Source organism: Pseudoduganella sp. SL102 (assembly GCF_027856995.1).
GTDB classification, from domain to species: Bacteria; Pseudomonadota; Gammaproteobacteria; order Burkholderiales; family Burkholderiaceae_D; genus Rugamonas; species Rugamonas albidiflava.
This window is the reverse complement of the sequence record NZ_CP115554.1, coordinates 193,128-215,562: the sequence shown is the minus strand read 5'-3', so window position 1 is coordinate 215,562 and position 22,435 is coordinate 193,128. Positions and strand designations below refer to the sequence as shown.

General features: G+C 63.6%; 16 protein-coding genes. 11 read left to right on the top strand and 5 right to left on the bottom strand.

Annotated features, from left to right (window positions below):
• Both OU994_RS00895 and OU994_RS00890 read right to left on the bottom strand, forming a co-directional pair.
• Complete coding sequence (locus OU994_RS00895; RefSeq protein WP_281609244.1) at positions 1-1,185, bottom strand: isovaleryl-CoA dehydrogenase; 1,185 nt, start codon at positions 1,183-1,185, stop codon at positions 1-3.
• A gap of 142 nt (positions 1,186-1,327) precedes the next feature.
• Positions 1,328-1,738, bottom strand: coding sequence for a MerR family DNA-binding transcriptional regulator (locus tag OU994_RS00890; protein ID WP_281609243.1), 411 nt, complete (start codon positions 1,736-1,738; stop codon positions 1,328-1,330).
• 79 nt (positions 1,739-1,817) lie between these two features.
• On the opposite strand from OU994_RS00890, the gene OU994_RS00885 reads away from it, so the two are divergent.
• Both OU994_RS00885 and OU994_RS00880 read left to right on the top strand, forming a co-directional pair.
• Positions 1,818-2,864, top strand: a complete 1,047-nt coding sequence (locus OU994_RS00885) for an MBL fold metallo-hydrolase (protein WP_281609242.1) — start codon at positions 1,818-1,820, stop codon at positions 2,862-2,864.
• Positions 2,865-3,201: 337 nt separating this feature from the next.
• Positions 3,202-3,609, top strand: coding sequence for a hypothetical protein (locus OU994_RS00880; RefSeq protein ID WP_131148601.1), 408 nt, complete (start codon positions 3,202-3,204; stop codon positions 3,607-3,609).
• Between the two features lie 172 nt (positions 3,610-3,781).
• Here the strand turns inward: OU994_RS00880 and OU994_RS00875 are convergent, their stop codons facing one another.
• Together OU994_RS00875 and grxD are read right to left on the bottom strand one after the other, a co-directional pair.
• A complete protein-coding gene (locus OU994_RS00875) occupies positions 3,782-4,369 on the bottom strand; it encodes a UbiX family flavin prenyltransferase (protein WP_281609241.1) in 588 nt (195 codons plus the stop codon).
• Between the two features lie 6 nt (positions 4,370-4,375).
• Complete coding sequence (gene grxD, locus OU994_RS00870; RefSeq protein WP_131148603.1) at positions 4,376-4,693, bottom strand: Grx4 family monothiol glutaredoxin; 318 nt, start codon at positions 4,691-4,693, stop codon at positions 4,376-4,378.
• Positions 4,694-4,944: 251 nt separating this feature from the next.
• On the opposite strand from grxD, the gene OU994_RS00865 reads away from it, so the two are divergent.
• The gene (locus tag OU994_RS00865) at positions 4,945-5,487 is read left to right on the top strand and encodes a DUF2812 domain-containing protein (RefSeq protein WP_281609240.1); all 543 of its coding nucleotides are present in this window, start codon (positions 4,945-4,947) and stop codon (positions 5,485-5,487) included.
• A 52-nt stretch (positions 5,488-5,539) separates the two neighbouring features.
• Here the strand turns inward: OU994_RS00865 and OU994_RS00860 are convergent, their stop codons facing one another.
• Positions 5,540-7,903, bottom strand: a complete 2,364-nt coding sequence (locus tag OU994_RS00860; protein WP_281609239.1) for a Tex family protein — start codon at positions 7,901-7,903, stop codon at positions 5,540-5,542.
• Positions 7,904-8,064: 161 nt separating this feature from the next.
• On the opposite strand from OU994_RS00860, the gene OU994_RS00855 reads away from it, so the two are divergent.
• The 8 genes from OU994_RS00855 (at position 8,065) to mlaE (ending at position 22,370) form a co-directional block, all read left to right on the top strand.
• Positions 8,065-11,196, top strand: a complete 3,132-nt coding sequence (locus OU994_RS00855) for a DEAD/DEAH box helicase (RefSeq protein ID WP_281609238.1) — start codon at positions 8,065-8,067, stop codon at positions 11,194-11,196.
• A gap of 9 nt (positions 11,197-11,205) precedes the next feature.
• Positions 11,206-12,216, top strand: a complete 1,011-nt coding sequence (locus tag OU994_RS00850) for a PAS domain-containing sensor histidine kinase (protein ID WP_281609237.1) — start codon at positions 11,206-11,208, stop codon at positions 12,214-12,216.
• 67 nt (positions 12,217-12,283) lie between these two features.
• The gene (locus tag OU994_RS00845) at positions 12,284-12,964 is read left to right on the top strand and encodes a response regulator transcription factor (protein ID WP_131148607.1); all 681 of its coding nucleotides are present in this window, start codon (positions 12,284-12,286) and stop codon (positions 12,962-12,964) included.
• Between the two features lie 166 nt (positions 12,965-13,130).
• Complete coding sequence (locus tag OU994_RS00840; RefSeq protein WP_281609236.1) at positions 13,131-13,829, top strand: transposase; 699 nt, start codon at positions 13,131-13,133, stop codon at positions 13,827-13,829.
• Between the two features lie 359 nt (positions 13,830-14,188).
• The gene (locus OU994_RS00835; RefSeq protein ID WP_281609235.1) at positions 14,189-18,919 is read left to right on the top strand and encodes a glutamate synthase-related protein; all 4,731 of its coding nucleotides are present in this window, start codon (positions 14,189-14,191) and stop codon (positions 18,917-18,919) included.
• A gap of 29 nt (positions 18,920-18,948) precedes the next feature.
• Complete coding sequence (locus tag OU994_RS00830) at positions 18,949-20,412, top strand: glutamate synthase subunit beta (protein ID WP_131148610.1); 1,464 nt, start codon at positions 18,949-18,951, stop codon at positions 20,410-20,412.
• Between the two features lie 372 nt (positions 20,413-20,784).
• On the top strand, positions 20,785-21,588 hold the full coding sequence (locus tag OU994_RS00825) for an ABC transporter ATP-binding protein (RefSeq protein WP_281609234.1): 804 nt from the start codon (positions 20,785-20,787) through the stop codon (positions 21,586-21,588).
• Positions 21,585-22,370 (top strand): lipid asymmetry maintenance ABC transporter permease subunit MlaE, encoded by a 786-nt coding sequence (mlaE, locus tag OU994_RS00820; protein WP_131148612.1) that lies wholly within the window; start codon positions 21,585-21,587, stop codon positions 22,368-22,370. Before OU994_RS00825 ends, mlaE begins: the two co-directional genes overlap by 4 nt.
• Positions 22,371-22,435 lie beyond the last annotated feature (65 nt).

Below are 22,435 nucleotides of genomic sequence, written 5' to 3'. Positions count from 1 at the left end.
CTACATGGTTTCCGCGAACAGTTCGCGGCCGATCAGCATCCGGCGGATTTCGCTGGTGCCCGCGCCGATTTCGTAGAGCTTCGCGTCGCGCCACAACCGTCCCACCGGGTATTCGTTGATGTAGCCATTGCCGCCCAGGGCCTGGATCGCCTCGCCGGCCATCCACGTGGCCTTCTCGGCGCTGTACAGGATCGCGCCGGCGGCATCCTTGCGCAGCGCGCGCACCTGTTCCGGCGACACCGCGCGGTCGCAGGCCTGGCCCACGGCATACACATAGGCCTTGCAGGCCATCATGGTGGAATACATGTCCGCCAGTTTCCCCTGCATCAGCTGGAACTCGCCGATCGCCTGGCCGAACTGCTTGCGGTCGTGCACGTAGGGCACCACGGCATCCATGCAGGCCTGCATGATGCCCAGCGGCCCGCCGGACAGCACGGTGCGCTCGAAATCCAGGCCGGACATCAGCACGTTGACGCCCTTGCCTTCGCCACCGAGCACGTTCTCGGCCGGCACTTCGCAGTCCTCGAACACCAGTTCCCCCGTATGCGAGCCACGCATGCCCAGCTTGTCGAGCTTTTGCGCGATCGAGAAGCCCTTGAAGCCCTTTTCGATCAGGAACGCGGTCATGCCGCGCGGCCCCGCCGCCAGGTCGGTCTTCGCGTAGACGACCAGCGTGTCCGCATCCGGGCCGTTGGTGATCCACATCTTGGTGCCATTCAGCACGTAATGGTCGCCCTTGCGGTCGGCGCGCAGCTTCATGCTGACCACGTCGGAACCCGCGTTCGGCTCGGACATCGCCAGCGCGCCGATATGCTCGCCCGAGATCAGTTTGGGCAGGTACTTGCGCTTTTGCGCTTCATTGCCGTTGCGCTTGATCTGGTTGACGCACAGGTTCGAGTGGGCGCCATACGACAGCCCCACGGAGGCGGAAGCGCGGGAAATCTCTTCCATGGCCACGATATGGGCCAGGTAGCCCATGCCGGCGCCGCCGTATTCCTCGCCAACGGTAATGCCGAGCAAGCCCAGCTCGCCCATCTTGCGCCACAGGTCCATCGGGAACTGGTCGGTGCGGTCGATTTCCGCGGCGCGCGGGGCGATTTCCGCCGCGGCGAATTGCTGCACGGCTTCGCGCAGCGCGGCGATATCCTCGCCATGGTCAAAGGTCAGGCCTGGGAGATGCAGCATGTCTTCCTCGTCTTCTGTAGTTTGAAATGGCGAAACAGCGCAACCGTGCTCGGATTTGCGTCGAATATGCGCCTGTTACGCTAAGTTACGTTAACGTAAACGTAAAGCGACGCGCAGGCAAGGGCCTTGTGGCCCTGCGAGCTCAGCCGTTCGCTCCCAGCGGTTCGCCGTTTTCCTGCGCCGCCAGCAAGCGCCGGCATTCTTCCTCGTGTGAAGCGATCTCGGCCAGCGACATCTCGATATCCTCGCGCTGCTGTTCCAGCGTTTCGCGGTGCTGCGCCAGCACGGTGAGGAAACGGTGCATCTGCGCCGCGGTATCCTTCGGCGTTTCGTACATGTCGACCAGGCTCTTGATCTCGGACAGGGACAGCCCGAGGCGCTTGCCCCGCAGCGTGAGCTTGAGCCGCGTGCGGTCGCGCGGCGTGTACACGCGGTTGCGGCCGCCGGCGCCTTCGCGCGACGGCGCAAGGATGCCCTGGTCTTCATAGAAGCGGATGGCCCGGGGCGTGATGTCGAACTCGCGCGCCAGCTCGGTAATGGTATAGGTGGACATGGCTTACAATCAGTGACTTCCGTTTACGTTACGTCAATGCGTACCGGACATTGTAGCGCACCGCGCCTTTGGAGAATCGATGAACCCCCTCGAAGCCCAGCTCCATTACCCGTTCGGCGACAGCGTGCCGGCGCCCGGCGACGCCCTCGCCATCGCTCCGGGCATCCGCTGGCTGCGGCTGCCGCTGCCGTTCGCGCTGGACCACATCAACCTGTGGCTGCTCGATGACGCGGCCGACACCTATACCGTGGTCGATTGCGGCGCCGCCACGGAGGACAGCCGCGCCGGGTGGGAAGCGGTGATGGCGCGCCATTTCGGCGGCAAGCCGCTGGCCCGCGTGCTCGTCACGCATTGCCATCCCGACCATGTGGGGCTGGCCGACTGGCTGTGCACCCGCTGGAACGCGCCGCTGGCGATGACGGCCGGCGAGTACGGCTTCGCGCGGATGATGGCGGCCGCGCTGCCCGGCGTCGACGGCACCGGCGCCGTGGAGCACTTCCGGCGCCACGGCCTGGCCGATCCGGACATGCTGGAGAAAATGCAGAGCCGCAAGAATTACTATCCATCGCTGGTGCCGTCCGTGCCCCATTCATACTACCGCCTGGAGCATGGCCACGAAGTGGACATCGGTGGCCATGCGTGGCGCGTGATCACCGGTTTCGGCCATTCGCCCGAACACGCTTCGCTGTATTGCGCCGCGCTGAACGTGCTGATCGCCGGCGACATGGTGCTGCCCCGGATTTCCACCAATGTGTCGGTGTTTGCCATCGAGCCGGAAGGCAATCCCCTGCAGCAGTACCTGGATTCGCTGGAGCGCTTCGCCGGCCTGCCGGACGATGTGCTGGTGCTGCCGGCGCACGGCAAACCATTCCGCGGCGTGCACATGCGCATCGCGCAGTTGCGCGACCACCACACCGCGCGGCTGGAGGAAGTGGTGGCCGCGTGCGCCTCGCCCTGCACGGCCGCGGACATCGTTCCCCTGATGTTCCGCCGCCCGCTGGATGCCCACATGCTCAGCTTTGCGCTGGGCGAAGCGCTCGCCCACCTCCACAAATTATGGCGAGACGGTATCGTGCGCCGTGAAACGGATGGTGGCGGCATCATACGTTTTCGTACTGGCTACTGACAAAGTAGCGGTCATCGCAGCGAAATCAAAAAACGCCTCACAAGGGATGAACTGGCAGGGGAAGTGGCTGTAACCACTCCTCTCTTTTGGCTCATCCTCGTAGTTGCATAAAATAAACTGTTGTGTCTGTCGAGACACGCAGGGCGTCAGCCGAAGGGCTATGTGTACATGCAATCGTGCAACAAATACGCAAAATGTTGCATTGATTGTTGCTGAGGGCTGGAATCGGTGATTGATTGGAGGTTACAATGTTAATTGTTCCCACCCCGATTTTGTCACATTTGGTCTGAGCGCACTTGAGACTGACTTTCAGATCGTGACGTGAAATAGTGCAACTATGAATTCTTTGAATGAACGCGAAAGCTTCAGCCAGCGGCTCCAGCAGGCTCTGAAAAACGCCCACTACTCCCCGGACAGCCCGACACGGCTGGCGCGGGAATTCAACATCCGGTTCGAAGGGCGCCCGATTACCGTGCATGCCGCGCGCAAGTGGCTGGTCGGCGAGGCGATCCCCACGCAGGAAAAGCTCCGGATGATCGCGCAGTGGCTGGGCGTGCCGGCGGAATGGCTGCGTTTCGGCGGACCGGAATCGGCCGCACCGGCAGGCGAAGGCGGCAATGGCCCGTCGCGTTTCGAGTCGGCCGACGTGAAACTGATCGCGGACTTGCAGCGCCTCGACGAACATCACCGCCAGATCGCGCGCGAATTCATCCGCATGCTCGTGCGGGTCAACTATCCGAAGTAATCCAGCGGGATTGCCTGGGGCACCGTGTTCCCGGGCAGTTTGATGTCGGGCGCCTGATTGCCGGGCGGCCTGATGTTGGAAATTAATTCCGCACAGCTGTCTTCCTGAAAGCTTGATTCCGGGTAGCTTGATTCCGGCCAGCCTGCGCCGGCACCTGTTGCCGCTGCCGCCTTCAGCCGCCCAGGCCGTTCCAGCGCGGCGCCGCGCTGCCCGCCGTTTCCAGCCCGATCAGGTCGAGCACGCGTGCCACCGTGTGGTCGACGAGGTCGTCGATCGTTTGCGGACGGTGATAAAAGGCCGGCAGCGGCGGAAACACGATACCGCCCATTTCCGTGACCGCCGTCATGTTGCGCAGGTGCGCCAGGTTGAACGGCGTCTCGCGCACCATCAGCACCAGCCGGCGGCGCTCCTTCAACATCACATCCGCGGCCCGCGCCACCAGGTTGTCCGCCAGGCCATGCGCCACGGCGGCCAGCGTTTTCATGGAACAGGGCGCGATCACCATCGCATCGGTCAGGAACGAGCCGCTGGCGATCGAGGCACCCACGTTATGGGCCTTGTGCACCACATGGGCGAGCGCTTCCACGTCGCGCCGTGCCAGGCCCGTTTCTTCGTGCAAGGTCAGGATGGCGGCGTCCGAAATCACCAGGTGGGATTCGACGCCTGGAAGCGTTTGCAGTGTCTGCAATAACCGGACGCCATACACGGCGCCGGTGGCGCCCGTGATGGCGACGACGATCCGCCGCGCGCGCCCGGTCATGGGTGCTTAGCCGTTGTTGTCCAGCAGCTTCTTCAACTCACCCGACTCGTACATCTCGCTCATGATGTCCGAACCGCCGACGAATTCGCCGCGCACGTACAGTTGCGGAATGGTCGGCCAGTTCGAGTATTCCTTGATGCCCTGGCGCACTTCACCATCTTCCAGCACGTTGACGGTGGCGATGTTCTCGACGCCGCATGCCTTCAGGATCTGGATCGCGCGGCCGGAGAAACCGCATTGCGGGAATTGCGCGGTGCCTTTCATGAACAGCACTACCGGAGTGCTGGTCACGGTTTCCTTGATCCACTGTTGTACGTCGCTCATAGCTGCCTCAATAAGAAAAAAACGAAAATATCGGAACACCGGCATTTTACAGGGATTCCCGTGCCCGCTGCAGGCTGCGGCCGTGTGGCGGAAAGCCGCCGCGCCGCGCCGCTGCCCCGCACGGTACCAGGGCCGCCGCCCACACCGTGCCGCCAACGCACTGTAGCTTTTTGTGCTGCGGTGCACAGTTGCCACCGTGCTACCATAATCCGCTGGTAGCGCTCTCGAAGGCATGACAGGAGGATCGCGGGATGGAAGTGGCGCAGGGCAACAGGCGGGTCAGGAAAGTCAAGCTGGGCGCCGCATGGCATCCCGAGCGCATCGAACGCTGGCTGGAAAGCCAGTCGGCCCAGGGCCGGCACCTGGAATCGGTGGCGCCGTTCGGCATCTACATCTTCCGCACCGATCTGCCCGAGCCTTACGACTACCGGATCGACTTTGCCTCCACCCGGGAAATCGAAGACCCCCACTATGCGGAAGCGCCCACCGCCGCCGGCTGGAAACTGGCGGGCCACTCGATGAGCTGGATGCTGTGGCGCGCACCGAAAGGCGAGGCACGCGACATCTTCACGCATGCGCCGGCCCGCGTGAGCGCCTATCGCCGCCAGGCCATCGCCATGCTGATCATCGCCGGCATCCAGGTGCCGCCGCTGGTCAGCGGCACGCTGGCGCTGCGCCAGCTGGACGAACTGGCCTGGGCCAGCGTGCTGATCTGCTCTTCGGCCGTGATGTCGCTGGCGCTGTATGCGCTGGCCCGGGTGGCGGGGCGGCTGCTCAGCGTCAAGGATTCCTGACCGCAACGCAGGGAGGGTGGTGTGTTGCGTGGCTTTTTCCCTATTTCTTCCGTCAGCCGCGCAGCTTGGCGAAAGCGGCCGCCATCGAACCGCCCATGGCCGGCTCGCGCGCCCCGTTCTTCTGCTGCTGGCCCATGGCGCGGCGGTCGTTGCGGCGATCCTCCTGGCTGCCGGCGCGCTGTTCCGGGCGGGAACCCGGCGCCGGCGCGCTGTCCGACAGGCGCATGGTGAGGGCGATGCGCTTGCGCTTCACGTCCACTTCCAGCACCTTCACCTTGACCACCTGGCCCGCCTTCACCACCGTGTGCGGGTCTTTCACGAAGCTGTTCGACAGCGCCGAGATATGCACCAGGCCATCCTGGTGCACGCCGATGTCGACGAAGGCGCCGAACGCGGCCACGTTGGTGACCACGCCTTCCAGGATCATGTCCGGCCGCAGGTCGGCGATTTCTTCCACGCCTTCCTTGAAGGTGGCGGTGGTGAACTCGGGGCGCGGGTCGCGGCCCGGCTTTTCCAGTTCCTTCAGGATATCCGTCACTGTCGGCACGCCGAATTTTTCATCGGCATACCGGGCCGGCGACAGGGTCTTCAGCACCGAGCTGGCGCCGATCACGGACTTGATATCCTTCTTGATATCGGCCAGGATCTTTTCGACCACCGGATACGATTCCGGGTGCACGGCCGAGGCATCCAGCGGGTTGTCGCCATTCATCACGCGCAGGAAGCCGGCCGCCTGCTCGAAGGTCTTGTCGCCCAGCCGGGGCACTTTCTTCAGCGCCGCGCGCGACGTGAAGGCACCCTTCAGGTCGCGGTAGCTGACGATGCTCTGCGCCACGCCGGCGGACAGGCCCGAGACCCGCGCCAGCAGCGGTGCCGAGGCGGTATTCACGTCCACGCCCACGGCGTTCACGCAATCCTCGACCACGGCGTCCAGCGTGCGCGCCAGCTGCGTCTGGCTTACGTCATGCTGGTATTGCCCCACGCCAATCGACTTGGGATCGATCTTGACCAGTTCGGCCAGCGGATCCTGCAGGCGGCGCGCGATCGAGACGGCGCCGCGCAGCGAGACGTCCATGTCGGGCAATTCGCGCGAGGCGAATTCCGATGCCGAATACACCGACGCACCCGCTTCGGAAACGACGATCTTCTGGAGCTTGAGCTCTTGATTCCGCTTGATCAGGTCCTGCGCCAGCTTGTCCGTTTCACGCGACGCGGTGCCGTTGCCGATCGAAATCAGCGACACATTGTGCTTCGCCGCCAGCTGGCCCAGCGTATGCAGCGTGCCTTCCCAGTCGTTGCGCGGCTGGTGCGGGTATACGGTGGCGGTATCGACGACCTTGCCGGTGGCGTCGACCACCGCCACCTTCACGCCGGTGCGCAAGCCGGGGTCCAGGCCCATCGTCGCGCGCGGGCCGGCCGGCGCCGCCAGCAGCAGGGCTTTCAGGTTGGTGGCGAACACATTGATGGCATCGAGCTCGGCCTTTTCGCGCAGCGCGCCCATCAATTCGGTTTCCAGGTGCATGAAGCTTTTCACGCGCCACGTCCAGCGCACGGTGTCGGCCAGCCACTTGTCCGCGGGGCGGCCGGCGGCCTTGATGCCGAAGCGGGCGGCGATGCGGCTTTCGCACGGGTTGTGCGGGGCATCCCATTTCGGCTTTTCCGCTTCGGTGTCCAGGCGCAGCGTCACCTCCAGCACGCCTTCGCGGCGGCCCCGCATCAGGGCCAGCGCACGGTGCGACGGCACGGTGGACAGCGGCTCCGAGTAAGCGAAGTAGTCGGCGAACTTCTCGCCTTCATCCTGTTTTCCTTCGATAACTTTCGATTCCACCACGCCATGATCCTGCACGTATTCGCGCAGCGATTGCACCAGGTTCGCGTCTTCGGCGAAGCGCTCCATCAGGATCTGGCGGGCGCCATCGAGTGCCGCCTTGGTATCGGCCACGCCGGGGTTGTTGCCGTCCGGCGTCGTGAAGGCTTCGCGCAGGTACTGGGCGGCCACGCTTTCCGGATCCAGGGCGGGATCGGCCAGCAGGCTGTCGGCCAGCGGCGCCAGGCCCGCCTCGATGGCGATCTGGGCCTTGGTGCGGCGCTTCTGCTTGTAGGGCAGGTACAGGTCTTCCAGCCGGGTCTTGTCTTCCGCGTGCAGGATGGCGTCGAGCAACGCCGGCGTCATCTTGTTCTGCTCGGTGATCGACGCCACGATGGTTTCGCGGCGGTCTTCCAGTTCGCGCAGGTAGCGCAGGCGCTCTTCGAGCAGGCGCAGCTGGATATCGTCGAGCCCGCCGGTGGCTTCCTTGCGGTAGCGGGCGATGAAGGGGACAGTGGCGCCCTCGTCCAGCAGGGCGATCGCGGCGGCCACCTGGGCCGGCTTGGCGGCCAGCTCGGCGGCCAGGCGTTGTTCGATGGAAGGCAGCATGTGTTCTATTCTCAACAGACAAGCCTTTGATGATACATGACGCCACCGCGCCACGGGACTTGCGCCGATAAGTTAGAACATAAGCAAACACAGAAAGGCTGTTGGCGGATAATATTGCATGTTGCTGTTTTTGAACCGTCCTGAATACACCGATGCGACCAATGGATTTGACCCGCGACGAAGCTCCTGCAACTCCTGCTGCCCCTGCCTCCGCTCCCCCCAGCCCGCCGGCAACCCAGCTGCCGTACGCGGTTGCCATCTGGTTGCAGCGGGTCGACGCGGCTGCGCACCCGAAAGCAAAACTGGCCCCGGTCGATCCCGATCCGAAGCAGACCAGCTACAAGCTGATCTACGTGCTCGCCCCCACGTCCGGCGGCCGCCATGTGGCGCTGGCACTGTACAAGGCGCGGCTGCGCCCGAACGGCGACGTGGCCGCCGCCAGCCCCGTCAATGAAGTGTTTTCGCTGCTGTCGGCACCGCCGCCGTTCCTGGAACCGGGCGACGAAGACCTGGTGCGCTTCTTCGTGGCCATGCGCACCGGCCCGAATTCGCCGACCGGCAGCGCCACCGAACCGCGCGGCAAGATCGGCGCGGCACTGCTGCAGATGCTGTCCGAGCAGGAAAAATTGCTGTGGGCAAACTCCTGGGCGGACGTCGGCAACGGCCTCGTCTACCCGATGAAGGCCGGCCAGGCGCGCACCGCCAACCTGGCCTGGCGCGAGGAAGGCAAGGGCTTGCGGCTGGGCTGGAAAGTGGAGGCGCCCGAGCATGCGCCCGGCGGCGCGCGCCACCCCGGTGCCGACCAGATCGACTACATGCTGCCCACCGAACCGCCGTGGTATATCGACAACCTGTCGTGCGGCGTGCTGAACCTGAACCAGGGCGGCGCCGACATTCCGCTGGCCGAACTGCAGGCACTGGTTGCTCAAGCGCCATTGCTAATGCCGAATGACAAAATGCGCGTGTCGCAGTTGCTGCTGGCCCATGGCTTGCAGCAATTGATGCCGCTGCCGCAGCCCCTGCCGCAGCGCCTGCGCGAAGATGTCCGGCCGCGGCCGATCCTGGTGCTCGACGCGGCGCAACTGTCCGACGGGTCGGTGCAGAAATGGCACGACTACGCTGTGCTGTCCTATGACTACGATGGCGAGCGCGTGTCGTTCGATCCGTCGCAGCGCGTGGTGCGCCAGCGCGGCGAAGTGACCGAGATCATCGTCCGCAACGAGGCGCTGGAAAATGCCGCGCTCGACACGCTGACCCACCTGGGCTTCCGCAAGCCGACCGCCTTGCCGCTGTCATCCGTGCGCGGCGGCCTGCTGCTGGCCAGCCAGGCCGACTGGATCCGCTTCGCCGAATCCGGCATCGAAGCGCTGCAGGCGGAAGGCTGGCAAGTCGAGAAGACGTCGAAATACCGCTATGACGTGACGGCGGTCGACGAGTGGTATGCCGAGATCGAGGAAGAGGGCGCGGAAACGGGCCATGCGTGGTTCGAGCTGGAGCTGGGCATCACCGTGAACGACGAACGCGTGCCGCTGCTGCCGGTGCTGGTGCAGATGATCCGCAACATGCCGAACGACTTCAGCGCCAAGGCGCTGTCCATGCACGGCGAAACGGACCAGATGCTGGCCACGCTGCCCGGCGGCACCCGCGTGGCGCTGCCCTGGGCCCGCGTGAGACCGATCCTCGGCACGCTGGGCGAACTGTACTTCAACGACAAGATCCGCCACAGCGTTCGCATGAGCACGCTGGACGCGGCGCGGCTGGACGAACTCTCCCGCACGGGCGAGTTCAACTGGACGGGCGGCGAAGAGTTGCGGGACATGGGGCGCCGGCTGAACCAGTTCTCGTCGGTCAAGCGGGTGGCCACTCCGGCCGGCCTGCAAGCCACGCTGCGCGATTACCAGTCCGAAGGCCTGTCGTGGATGCAATTCCTGCGCGAGTACGGGCTGGCCGGCATCCTGGCCGACGACATGGGTCTCGGCAAGACAGTGCAGACACTGGCGCACATCCTGGTGGAAAAGGAATCGGGGCGGATGACGCACCCGACGCTGGTGATCGCGCCTACCTCGCTGATGGGCAACTGGCAGGACGAGACGGCCCGCTTCGCGCCCAGCCTGAAGGTGCTGCTGCTGCAGGGCAAGGACCGCGCCGAGCTGTTCGACAAGATCCCCGAAGCGGACCTGGTGCTGACCACGTATGCGCTGCTGCCGCGCGACGAGGAAAAACTGCGCGAGCACGATTTCCACATGGTGATCCTGGACGAATCGCACTACATCAAGAACACCCGCTCGAAGGCGGCGCAAAGCGCCAGCCTGCTGCGCACCAAGCACCGGCTGTGCCTGTCCGGCACGCCGCTGGAAAACCACCTGGGCGAACTGTGGTCGCAGTTTCACTTCCTGCTGCCGGGCTTGCTGGGCGATGAAAAAGCGTTCAATTCGCAATTCCGCCACCCGATCGAGCGGCAGGACGACCCGTTGCGCCGGATGTTGCTCAATCGCCGGATCAAGCCGTTCCTGCTGCGCCGCACGAAGGACAGCGTGGCCAAGGAACTGCCGCCGAAGACGGAAATGGTGCGCAAGGTCGAGCTGACCGGCGCCCAGCGCGACCTGTACGAAACCGTGCGGCTGGCGATGGACCAGAAAGTGCGCGAGGAAATCGACCGCAAGGGCGTGGCGCGCAGCCAGATCGTGATCCTGGAAGCGCTGCTGAAGCTGCGGCAGGTGTGCTGCGATCCGCGGCTGGTCAAAACGCTGTCGACCCGCAAGCAGCAGGCCGCCGGGTCCGCCAAGCTGGCCGACCTGATGCAGATGCTGGAAGACTTGCTGGAAGAAAAGCGCAAGATCCTCGTGTTCTCGCAGTTCACGTCGATGCTGGAGCTGATCCAGGAAGAACTGGATTCGCGCGATATCCCGTATGCGTTGCTGACCGGCGAAACGCGCGACCGCGGCGCCCAGGTGGCCGCGTTCCAGCAGGGCGCCGTGCCGATCTTCCTGATCAGCCTGAAGGCGGGCGGCGTCGGCCTGAACCTGACCGCGGCCGATACCGTGATCCACTACGATCCATGGTGGAACCCGGCGGCCGAACAGCAGGCCACCGACCGCGCCTGGCGTATCGGGCAGGACAAGCCGGTGTTCGTCTATAAACTGATTGCCAAGGGCACGCTGGAAGAAAAGATCCAGGTGCTGCAGCAGAAGAAGGCCGACCTGGCGCAATCGGTGCTGGCCGAAGGGGAGTCGCAGAAAATGGCGCTGACGCAGGAAGACCTGCAGCAGATCTTCGCACCGCTGGTCGATTGACGGCCGGCCATGGAAAAAGCTGACTACCAGCTGCTGCTCGAGCATGGCACCGACATCCACTGGATGCTCGACTGTGTGACCGGGCAGCTGCTGTACGTCAGCCCGGTTGCCGCACGGCGCTTCGGCTGGTCGCCGGAGCAGGTGCTGGAGCGTGCCCAGGCCATTGCCGCGCCGCTGCTGCACGACTTGCCGGAACGGCTGGCACGTTTCCGGCAGGGCGACGGTACCCGCCACACCGTGCTGCGCGAAGCGGAACTGGAAGGTATTGCCGTGGAGATCGAATCCACGCTGGTGGACGAACGACGGCTGGTCGGCGTGGCGCGCGACATCAGTGCGCGCCGCGCTTTCGAACACCAGCAAAAACAGTTCGCGTCGATGCTGTCGCACGAATTCCGTTCACCGCTGGCCACCATCGATGGTGCCATCCAGCGCCTGGTGATGACAGACAAGGGTGCCGACGAAGGCACCACGAAGCGCTATCACAAGATCCAGGCCGCGGTGGACCGGCTGCTCGGCATGGTCGACGAATACCTGTCGCCGGAACGGCTGGCGGCGATCGGGCGGCGTCAGCGCGAGAACGGCATCGAGCCGGCGGCTTTGCTGGAAGCGGCGGCCGCGCATGCCCGCGTGCGCCGGCCTGGCATCGTCGTGCACGGCGGCGATGCGCCGGCATGGGTGCGCGCCGACCCGGAAGGCATGCGCATGTGCCTCGACGTGCTCCTGGACAATGCCATCAAGTACACGCCGCCGGGGTCGCCCATCGAATTGTGGGCAGGCAAGGCGGACGGCGGCGGGATCGAATTCACTGTCGCCGATCGGGGCCCGCCGATACCGGAAGGGGAAATCGGCCGGCTGTTCGACAAGGGTTACCGGGGCATTGCGGCGGTGGGCATCGCCGGGTCCGGTATTGGCTTATACATGGCCAAAGCGGTGATTGAAGTGCACGGTGGCACGCTCAGCGTGCAAAACTTGCCGGAAAGCGGCAAGAAGTTCCGGATTTGGCTTCCCGTTGCTGTATAAACCTTGCACCGGATCGTTACTCCCGTGATAATTCTTTGAGTAACGAAACAACATTAAATGGCCATCGATGACGCAGATATTGATCGTGGAAGACAACCTGGAATACGCCGAAGAAATGGCGGATTACCTGGGGGAATTAGGACACGGTGTCAGCATTACCAGCAACGCGGGCGAGATGTGGTCCGCGTTGAGCCAGGGTAATGTCGGCGTCGTCGTGCTGGACCTTGGTCTTCCCGACGAGGACGGTATCAATGTGATACCGAGGATGCGCCAATTGTACCCCCAGATCGGTTTGCTCGTGCTCACGGGACGGGTCAATTTCGACAGCCGCATCCTCGGCCTGCGCCTGGGGGCCGACCACTACCTGACCAAGCCCATCAAGTTCCCCGAACTGGCTGCTCATATCGAGGCGCTGGACCGTCGTGTCGGCCCGCAGGAAACGGCGCCGGCGCCCAGCAAGTGGACCCTGCGCCTGGCGGCCCGCCAGCTCGAACTGCAGGGCCAGGCGATCACGCTGACGGAAAAGGAATGCAATTTCCTGCACTTGCTGACGATCAATACGCGGCCCGTGCCGCGGCAGGTCATCGTGGCCGGCATCGGCGGCGACGATCCGGATGCCGGGCGCCGCGTGGACATGCTGGTGTACCGCCTGCGCAAGAAGGCGCGTACCGGGCTGGGACAGGACCTGCCGCTGCGCAGCGCGTATGGCGAGGGATACAGCCTGTCGACCAGTTTCAATTTGTCGTAACGGTGTCGGCACCGAGCCGGCCGGGCAATCAGCAGGCTCAGAAATAACAAGCTCAACAATAAAAAGGGACAGAGCGAGCAGGAAATTTCAATTTCCGTAAACAATCAGGGACAGGGTCGCAGCCGCCGGAGTATCATGGCTGTTTCAACCGATTTCCTAACTTGGTATGGCCCGCCTGCCCCGACTCGTCGTTCCTTCCCAGCCCCATTACGTGATCCAGCGTGGCCTAAACGGCCAGCACATCTTCCAGGATACGGACGATTACACGACCTTCCTTGCCTGGCTGCGCGCCGCGGCACGGACCTACAAGGTCGCCATCCACGCCTATGTGCTGTTGCCGGACGGCTTGCATCTGCTGGCGACGCCCTCCGACGAGGAAGGGCTGGGCCAGATGATGCAGTGGCTGGGCCGCTGCTATGTCCCTTACTTCAACCAGAAATACGGCCGCGCCGGCACCCTGTGGCATGGGCGGTACAAGACTTCGGTCATCGATGCCGACAACTTCCTGCTGACCTGCTGCCGTTATCTCGAAGCCGCACCGGTGCGTGCCGGCGTGGCGAGCGCGGCGGAAGAGTACCCGTGGTCCAGCTACGGCCACCATGCGGGCATCCGGTCGGATAACGTGGTCACCGATCATCCTTCTTACTGGTCGCTCGGCAATACGCCGTTCCAGCGGGAGGCTGCCTACATCGAGCTGTCTGCGCAGCATCTGCCTGCCGCGCAGATCGCCGTTGTCGAAGCCGCCGTGCTGAAAGGGTGGCCGCTGGGCACCGACAAGTACAAGAAAGAACTGGAGCAGAAGGCCAAGCGGCAAGTGCTGCCCGCCAAACGCGGCCGGCCCTTCAAGCAGCCATCATCGGCCTGACCTCCAAGTCGGCTTCATCTTTTGGTTGTTTAACAACCAGCTCGACAACACCCATTGAGTGCTAATCCATTGATTCGAAAGATGTTGCCAAAATTCGGGGACTGTCCCCGAATTTTGGCAACTTTTGCCTTTGAACCAGTCAAATTTCCCGGGGCGAGCAATCTTTGTTCATGTCTCCCACTATGTCCCTAATTAAAATTTTGCGCAAAATTAGTGCAATTAATTTGACTCCGACCCTAATTAATTAAGTTGAGTTTACTTGTGCGATGCACTATTCTCGGTTTTCAATTTGCAAAACCGGAGCCATGCGTACCCGCCACGGTAGGTGTTCACGGCTTCCAGCTTCGGAGAAAGTGCCCATGAACGCGCAAGGTTTGTACGACCCAGCCAACGAACACGATGCCTGCGGTGTCGGCTTCGTAGCCCATATCAAAGGCCAGAAAAGCCATTCGATCATCGAACAGGGTCTGCAGATCCTGAAGAACATCGACCACCGCGGCGCCGTGGGTGCCGACAAGCTGATGGGCGACGGTGCCGGCATCCTGATCCAGATCCCGGACCAGTTCTACCGTGATGAAATGGGCAAGCAGGGCGTGGAACTGCCACCGCCGGGTGAATACGGCGTAGGCATGGTGTTCCTGCCGAAGGAAAGCGCATCGCGCATCGCCTGCGAACAGGAAATCGAGCGCGCCGTGCGCATCGAAGGCCAGGTAGTGCTGGGCTGGCGCAATGTACCGGTCGATACGGAAATGCCGATGTCGCCGCTGGTGCGCGCGAAAGAGCCGGTGATCCGCCAGATCTTCATCGGCCGCGGCGCCGACATCATGGTCACCGATGCACTGGAACGCAAGCTCTACGTGATCCGCAAGTCGTCCGGCCACGCGATCCAGGCGCTGAAGCTGCAGCACGGTAACGAATTCTTCGTGCCGTCGATGTCGGCCCGTACCGTCGTCTACAAGGGCTTGCTGCTGGCCGACCAGGTCGGCGTGTACTACCGCGACCTGCAGGATCCGCGCTGCATCTCCGCGCTGGCACTGGTGCACCAGCGCTTCTCCACGAACACCTTCCCGGAATGGCCGCTGGCCCACCCGTACCGCCTGATCGCGCACAACGGCGAGATCAACACGGTCAAGGGCAACTTCAACTGGATGCGCGCCCGCGAAGGCGTGATGAAGTCCGCCGTGCTGGGCGACGACCTGCAGAAGCTGTTCCCGCTGATCTATGAAGGCCAGTCGGACACCGCCTGCTTCGACAACGCACTGGAACTGCTGCTGATGGCGGGCTACCCGCTGGCGCAGGCCATGATGATGATGATCCCGGAAGCGTGGGAAAACCACACGCTCATGGACGACAACCGCAAGGCGTTCTACGAATACCACGCCGCGATGATGGAGCCGTGGGACGGCCCCGCCGCGATGGCCTTCACCGACGGCCGCTACATCGGCGGCACGCTGGACCGCAATGGCCTGCGTCCGGCGCGCTACATCGTCACGGATGACGACCTGGTGGTGATGGCGTCCGAATCGGGCGTGCTGCCGATCCCGGAATCGAAGATCATCCAGAAATGGCGCCTGCAGCCGGGCAAGATGTTCCTGATCGACCTGGAAGCCGGCCGCATCATCGACGACAAGGAACTGAAGGATACGTACGCCAACGCCAAGCCGTACAAGGCGTGGATCAACGCAGTCCGCATCAAGCTCAACAGCCTGAAACTGGCTGAAAGCCAGCTGCACCAGAACGCCGCCAAGTACACGGGGTCAAAAGTTCAAGCCGCGGGCGAAAAGCTGCCGGCATCGCTGCTGGACCGCCAGCAGGCGTTCGGCTACACCCAGGAAGACCTGCGCTTCCTGCTGGCGCCGATGGCCGCCGCCGGTGAAGAAGCCACCGGTTCGATGGGCAATGACTCGCCGCTGGCCGTCATGTCCAACAAGCTCAAGCCGCTGTATAACTACTTCAAGCAGCTGTTCGCCCAGGTGACCAACCCGCCGATCGACCCGATCCGCGAAGCGATGGTGATGTCGCTGGTATCGTTCATCGGCCCGAAACCGAACCTGCTGGACACCAACAACGTCAACCCGCCGATGCGCCTCGAAGTGTCGCAGCCGGTGCTGTCGTTCGACGACATGGCGCGCCTGCGCCACATCAGCGGCCACACCGGCGGCAAGTTCAAGTCGTACGAACTGTCGATCTGCTATCCGCTGGCCTGGGGCAAGGAAGGCGTGGAAGCGTCGCTGGCATCGCTGTGCGCGGAAGCCGTCGATGCCATCAAGTCCGGCCATAACATCCTGATCGTGTCCGATCGCGCCGTGTGCGCCGACCGCGTGGCGATCCCGGCGTTGCTGGCAACGTCCGCGATCCACCAGCACCTGGTCAGCAAGGGCCTGCGCGCCTCCACCGGCCTGGTCGTCGAAACCGGTTCGGCCCGCGAAACGCACCACTTCGCGCTGCTGGCTGGCTATGGCGCCGAAGCCGTGCACCCGTACCTGGCAATGGAAACGCTGGCCGAGATGGCCCACGCGATGCCGGGCGACCTGACGCCGGAAACCGCGCTGTACAACTACACCAAGGCGGTCGGCAAGGGCCTGATGAAGGTGATGTCGAAGATGGGCATCTCCACCTACATGTCGTACTGCGGCGCGCAGATCTTCGAAGCGGTGGGCCTGAACAAGGCGGTCGTGCAGAAGTACTTCAAGGGCACCGCGTCGAACGTGGAAGGCATCGGCCTGTTCGAGATCGCCGACGAAGCGCTGCGCCTGCATAACCTGGCCTTCGGCAACGACCCGGTGCTGGCCGAATCGCTGGATGCGGGCGGCGAATACGCCTACCGCGTGCGCGGCGAAGACCACCTGTGGACGCCGGACGCGATCGCCAAGCTGCAGCACTCGACCCGCGCCAACAACTTCAACACCTATAAAGAGTACGCGCAGATCATCAACGACCAGAGCCGCCGCCACCTGACGCTGCGCGGCCTGTTCGAGTTCAAGATCGATCCGTCGAAGGCGATCCCGCTGGAAGAAGTCGAGCCGGCCAAGGAAATCGTCAAGCGTTTCGCCACCGGCGCCATGTCGATGGGTTCCATCTCCACCGAAGCGCACGCCACGCTGGCGATCGCCATGAACCGTATCGGCGGCAAGTCGAACACGGGCGAAGGCGGCGAAGATCCGAACCGCTTCAAGGCCGAGCTGAAAGGCATCCCGATCAAGCAGGGCGCGACGATGGCCGATGTCATCGGCAAGGACCAGGTCGTGGTCGACATTCCGCTGCTGGAAGGCGACTCCCTGCGCTCGAAGATCAAGCAGGTGGCGTCCGGCCGCTTCGGCGTGACGGCGGAATACCTGAACTCCGCGGACCAGATCCAGATCAAGATGGCGCAGGGCGCCAAGCCGGGCGAAGGCGGCCAGCTGCCGGGCCACAAGGTGTCGGGCTACATCGCCACGCTGCGTTTCGCGGTGCCGGGTGTCGGCCTGATCTCGCCGCCGCCGCACCACGACATCTACTCGATCGAAGACCTGGCGCAGCTGATCCACGACCTGAAGAACGTGAACCCGCGCGCTTCGATCTCCGTGAAGCTGGTGTCGGAAGTGGGTATCGGCACCGTCGCCGCCGGCGTTTCGAAAGCCAAGGCCGACCACGTGGTGGTGGCCGGCCATGACGGCGGTACGGGCGCCTCCCCGCTGTCGTCGGTGAAGCACGCCGGCACGCCGTGGGAGCTGGGCCTGGCCGAAACCCAGCAAACGCTGGTGCTGAACGGCCTGCGCAACCGGATCCGCGTGCAGGCCGACGGCCAGATGCGTACCGGCCGCGACGTGGTCATCGCCGCGCTGCTGGGCGCCGACGAAATCGGCTTCGCCACCGCGCCGCTGGTGGTCGAAGGCTGCATCATGATGCGCAAGTGCCACCTGAACACCTGCCCGGTGGGCGTGGCCACCCAGGATCCGGTGCTGCGCGCCAAGTTCCAGGGCAAGCCGGAACACGTGGTGAACTACTTCTTCTTCGTTGCCGAGGAAGCGCGTCAACTGATGGCGCAGCTGGGCATCCGCACGTACGATGAACTGATCGGCCGTTCCGACCTGCTGGACAAGTCGAAGGCGATCACGCACTGGAAGGCGCAGGGCCTGGACTTCTCCGCCATCTTCTACCAGCCGCGGGTCAACGAAGGCCTGTGCATGTACCACAACGAAGAGCAGGAGCACGGCCTGGAAAACGCGCTCGATCACAAGCTGATCGCGCAAGCCAAGGCCGCGCTGGAGAAGGGCGAACGCGTATCGTTCATCTCGCCGGTGAAGAACCGCAACCGCACCGTGGGCACGATGCTGTCCGGCGAAGTAGCGGCGCGCTACGGTCACGCCGGCCTGCCGGACGACACGATCCACATCCAGCTGCAGGGTACCGCCGGCCAGTCGGCCTGCGCATTCCTGGCGCATGGCATCACGATCGACCTGGTGGGTGAAGGCAACGACTACGTGGGCAAGGGCCTGTCGGGCGGCCGCATCATCGTGCGTCCGAATACCGAGTTCCGCGGCTGGGCCGTCAACAACATCATCATTGGCAACACGGTGCTGTACGGCGCGATCGCCGGCGAAGCCTTCTTCAACGGCGTGGCCGGCGAACGTTTCGCGGTGCGTAACTCGGGTGCCACGGCGGTCGTCGAAGGCACGGGCGACCACGGTTGCGAATACATGACCGGCGGTACCGTGGTCGTGCTGGGCCACACGGGCCGCAACTTCGCGGCGGGCATGTCGGGCGGTATCGCCTACGTGTACGACCCGGATGGCGATTTCGAGAAGCGCTGCAACCTGTCGATGGTCAGCCTGGAAGAAGTGCTGCCGGCCGCCGACCACGACGACAAGTCGACCTGGCACGCCCAGCATCGCAACGGCACGCCGGAATCGGACGAAGCGATCCTGAAGCGCCTGATCGAACGCCACTTCAAGCACACCGGCAGCACGCGCGCCCGCCTGCTGCTGGATAACTGGGCCGAAAGCCGTGGCAAGTTCGTGAAAGTGTTCCCGAACGAATACAAGCGCGCTCTGGTCGAACTGGCGGATAACGCCTCGATCGAAGCTGAAACCCAGGCCATCGCCGCGTAATCGCGCCAATCAGTTAGGAATTAGAGAAAATGGGAAAAATCACCGGTTTCATGGAATTCCAGCGCCAGGACGAAAGCTACCTGGCCCCGGAATCGCGCCTGAAGAACTACAAGGAGTTCGTGCTCAAGCTGACGGACGAGCAGGCCAAGGTGCAGGGCGCACGCTGCATGGATTGCGGCATCCCGTTCTGCAACACGGGCTGCCCGGTCAACAACATCATCCCCGACTGGAACGACCTGGTGTACCGCCACCACTACCGCCAGGCGCTGGACGTGCTGCACTCGACCAACAACTTCCCGGAGTTCACCGGCCGTATTTGCCCGGCGCCGTGCGAAAGCGCCTGCACGCTGGGCATCAACAACGACCCGGTGGGCATCAAGTCGATCGAGCACAAGATCATCGACGAAGGCTGGGAACACGGCTGGGTCAAGCCGCAGCCGGCCGACCACAAGACGGGCAAGAAAGTGGCCATCATCGGTTCCGGTCCTGCCGGCCTGGCGGCTGCCCAGCAGCTGGCGCGCGCCGGCCATGACGTGACCGTGTTCGAGAAGTCGGACCGCGCCGGCGGCCTGCTGCGCTACGGCATCCCCGACTTCAAACTGGAAAAGTTCCACATCGACCGCCGCATCGAACAGATGGAAGCGGAAGGCGTGAAGTTCCGCATGAACACGCTCGTGGGCAAGGATTTCCCCGCCAACGTGAACAACTGGGCCAAGGAAACCATCTTCCCGGAAGACCTGGAAAAGGAATTCGACGCCGTGGTGATCGCCGGTGGCGCGGAACAGCCGCGTGACCTGCCGGTGCCGGGCCGCGAACTGAAGGGTGTCCACTTCGCCATGGACTTCCTGCCGCTGCAGAACAAGGTCAACGCCGGCGACAAGGTGAAAGACCAGATCAAGGCCACCGGCAAGCACGTGGTCGTGATCGGTGGTGGCGATACGGGTTCCGACTGCGTGGGCACGTCGAACCGCCACGGCGCCGCGGCCATCACGCAGTTCGAACTGATGCCGATGCCGCCGGAGCAGGAAAACAAGCCGCTGGTGTGGCCGTACTGGCCGACCAAGCTGCGCACCTCGTCGTCGCACGAAGAAGGTTGCGAGCGCGACTGGGCGGTGGCCACCAAGCGCCTGGAAGGCAAGAACGGCAAAGTCGAGAAGCTGGTCGCCTGCCGCGTCGAGTGGAAAGACGGCAAGATGGCCGAAGTGCCGGATTCGGAATTCGAGATGAAGGCCGACCTGGTGCTGCTGGCGATGGGCTTTGTCTCGCCGGTGCAACAAGTGCTGGAAGCCTTCGGCATCGAAAAAGACGGCCGCGGCAATGCCCGCGCCGCCACCGAAGGCAGCAATGCCTACGTCACCAGCAAGCCCGGCATCTTCGCCGCCGGCGACATCCGCCGCGGCCAGTCGCTGGTCGTGTGGGCCATCCGCGAAGGCCGCCAGTGCGCCCGCGCGGTGGACGAGTACCTGATGGGCCACTCCGTCCTGCCACGCTGATCCACGGCGTTCTCCGAAAAGCCCGCCCGGTCCGCCCGGCGGGCTTTTTGTTTGTCGCAAAAACAACAGGGACAGTCCCCTTGGGAGGGACAGTCCCCGGATTTTTTACAACAGTTCGTGTTGCATAAAACCGGGGTCAGACCCCAGATTCTGGAAATGTTTCCTGAAACCGGGGTCTGGCCCCGGTTTTAAGAAATGGTGCCGTGCACAAAATTAACAGGGTTTGCGGAATGTAAGTTACTGACTCAACAGTTGGCAGTGTTGTATCATCGAATACTTAACCGTTGTCATATAAGCCATTCCTGGGGCTTGCGCAGCAGAGTATGGGCTTTCTGCATTACAATATGGCATTAAAAATAAAGACTGTCTGCCGTGGCAAACCTCGTTGAAATCCGCGATCTGCACTTCTCGTATGGGAAGCGCCCCATCCTGGCGGGGCTCCACATGGACTTCCAGAAAGGGAAGGTCGTGGCGGTCATGGGCGGCTCGGGCAGTGGCAAGACCACGGTATTGCGCCTGATCGGTGGGCAGATCCGGCCCAGCAAGGGCCAGGTCAGCGTGGATGGCCAGGTCGTCCACAAGCTGAAGACCAAGGAATTGTATTTGTTGCGCCGCAAGATGGGCATGCTGTTCCAGCACGGCGCGCTGTTCACCGACCTCACCGTGTTTGAAAACGTGGCGTTCCCGCTGCGCGAGCATACCGACTTGCCGGAAGAGCTGATCCGCGATCTCGTGCTGATGAAGCTGAACGCGGTCGGCCTGCGCAACGCGGCGCCGCTGAAGCCGGGCGAGATTTCCGGCGGCATGGCGCGCCGGGTGGCGCTGGCCCGCTCGATCGCGCTGGATCCGCAACTGATCATGTATGACGAGCCCTTCGCCGGCCTCGACCCGATTTCGATGGGCGTGACGGCGAACCTGATCCGCAACCTGAACGATGCGCTCGGTTCCACCAGCATCCTGGTGTCGCACGACGTGAAGGAATCGTTCACGATCGCGGATTACGTGTATTTCCTGTCGCAGGGCAAGATCGTGGCCCACGGCACGCCGGCTGAAATGATGGTATCGACCGACCCTTACGTCAAACAATTCGTGCACGCCGAGGCGGATGGCCCGGTGCCGTTCCATTATCCCGGCAAGTCGCTGGCCGACGATCTGGGCCTGGGAGTGCGCAAATGATCGGCCGCCGCGTTCTTGCCGGCGTCGGCAATACCGTGCGCGATTACGTGGAAAGCGTCGGCTACGCCGCGCGCACCTTCTTCACCATGCTGGGCCTGTCGCCGGGCATGATGCGCCGGCCCCACCTCGTCATCGAGCAGCTGCACTTCATCGGCAATTATTCGATGTTGATCATCACGCTGTCCGGCCTGTTCGTCGGCATGGTGCTGGGCTTGCAGGGCTATTACACACTGAACAAGTACGGCGCTTCCGAATCGCTGGGCTTGCTGGTGGCGCTGGGGCTGACCCGCGAACTGGGGCCGGTCATCACGGGCCTGCTGTTCGCCGGCCGGGCCGGCACGTCGCTGACGGCCGAAATCGGCCTGATGAAGGCCGGCGAGCAATTGTCCGCCATGGAAATGATGGCCGTGAACCCGATCCAGCGCGTGCTGGCACCGCGCTTCTGGGCCGGCGTGATCGCCGTGCCGCTGCTCGCGTCGATTTTCTCCGCGGTCGGTATCCTGGGCGGTTACCTGGTCGGGGTGGGGCTGATCGGCGTCGATGCCGGCGCATTCTGGTCCCAGATGGAAGCCGGCATCGACCTGTGGAAGGACGTCGGCAACGGTTTCGTCAAGAGCGTGGTGTTCGGTATCGCGATCACCTTCATTGCCCTGTACCAGGGCTACGAGACGCGGCCGACGCCGGAAGACGTGGCCGGTGCCACCACCCGCACGGTGGTCGTGTCGTCGCTGATGATCTGGTGGCTGGACTTCATGCTGACGGCGCTGATGTTCAGCAAATAATGAGCCAACAAGCCGGCCAGTAAGCCAGCAAATAATTGCATCGTGGGAATGCCCGGCGCGGTTAC

Excerpts from the sequence above, each read along its gene's own strand:
- OU994_RS00875 (WP_281609241.1), bottom strand. The coding sequence starts at position 4,369 with ATGACCGGGCGCGCGCGGCGGATCGTCGTCGCCATCACGGGCGCCACC.
- OU994_RS00855 (WP_281609238.1), top strand. The coding sequence starts at position 8,065 with ATGGATTTGACCCGCGACGAAGCTCCTGCAACTCCTGCTGCCCCTGCC.
- OU994_RS00880 (WP_131148601.1), top strand. The coding sequence starts at position 3,202 with ATGAATTCTTTGAATGAACGCGAAAGCTTCAGCCAGCGGCTCCAGCAG.
- OU994_RS00890 (WP_281609243.1), bottom strand. The coding sequence starts at position 1,738 with ATGTCCACCTATACCATTACCGAGCTGGCGCGCGAGTTCGACATCACG.
- OU994_RS00840 (WP_281609236.1), top strand. The coding sequence starts at position 13,131 with ATGGCCCGCCTGCCCCGACTCGTCGTTCCTTCCCAGCCCCATTACGTG.
- OU994_RS00835 (WP_281609235.1), top strand. The coding sequence starts at position 14,189 with ATGAACGCGCAAGGTTTGTACGACCCAGCCAACGAACACGATGCCTGC.
- OU994_RS00895 (WP_281609244.1), bottom strand. The coding sequence starts at position 1,185 with ATGCTGCATCTCCCAGGCCTGACCTTTGACCATGGCGAGGATATCGCC.
- OU994_RS00830 (WP_131148610.1), top strand. The coding sequence starts at position 18,949 with ATGGGAAAAATCACCGGTTTCATGGAATTCCAGCGCCAGGACGAAAGC.
- OU994_RS00850 (WP_281609237.1), top strand. The coding sequence starts at position 11,206 with ATGGAAAAAGCTGACTACCAGCTGCTGCTCGAGCATGGCACCGACATC.
- OU994_RS00860 (WP_281609239.1), bottom strand. The coding sequence starts at position 7,903 with ATGCTGCCTTCCATCGAACAACGCCTGGCCGCCGAGCTGGCCGCCAAG.
- OU994_RS00885 (WP_281609242.1), top strand. The coding sequence starts at position 1,818 with ATGAACCCCCTCGAAGCCCAGCTCCATTACCCGTTCGGCGACAGCGTG.
- mlaE (WP_131148612.1), top strand. The coding sequence starts at position 21,585 with ATGATCGGCCGCCGCGTTCTTGCCGGCGTCGGCAATACCGTGCGCGAT.
- grxD (WP_131148603.1), bottom strand. The coding sequence starts at position 4,693 with ATGAGCGACGTACAACAGTGGATCAAGGAAACCGTGACCAGCACTCCG.
- OU994_RS00845 (WP_131148607.1), top strand. The coding sequence starts at position 12,284 with ATGACGCAGATATTGATCGTGGAAGACAACCTGGAATACGCCGAAGAA.
- OU994_RS00865 (WP_281609240.1), top strand. The coding sequence starts at position 4,945 with ATGGAAGTGGCGCAGGGCAACAGGCGGGTCAGGAAAGTCAAGCTGGGC.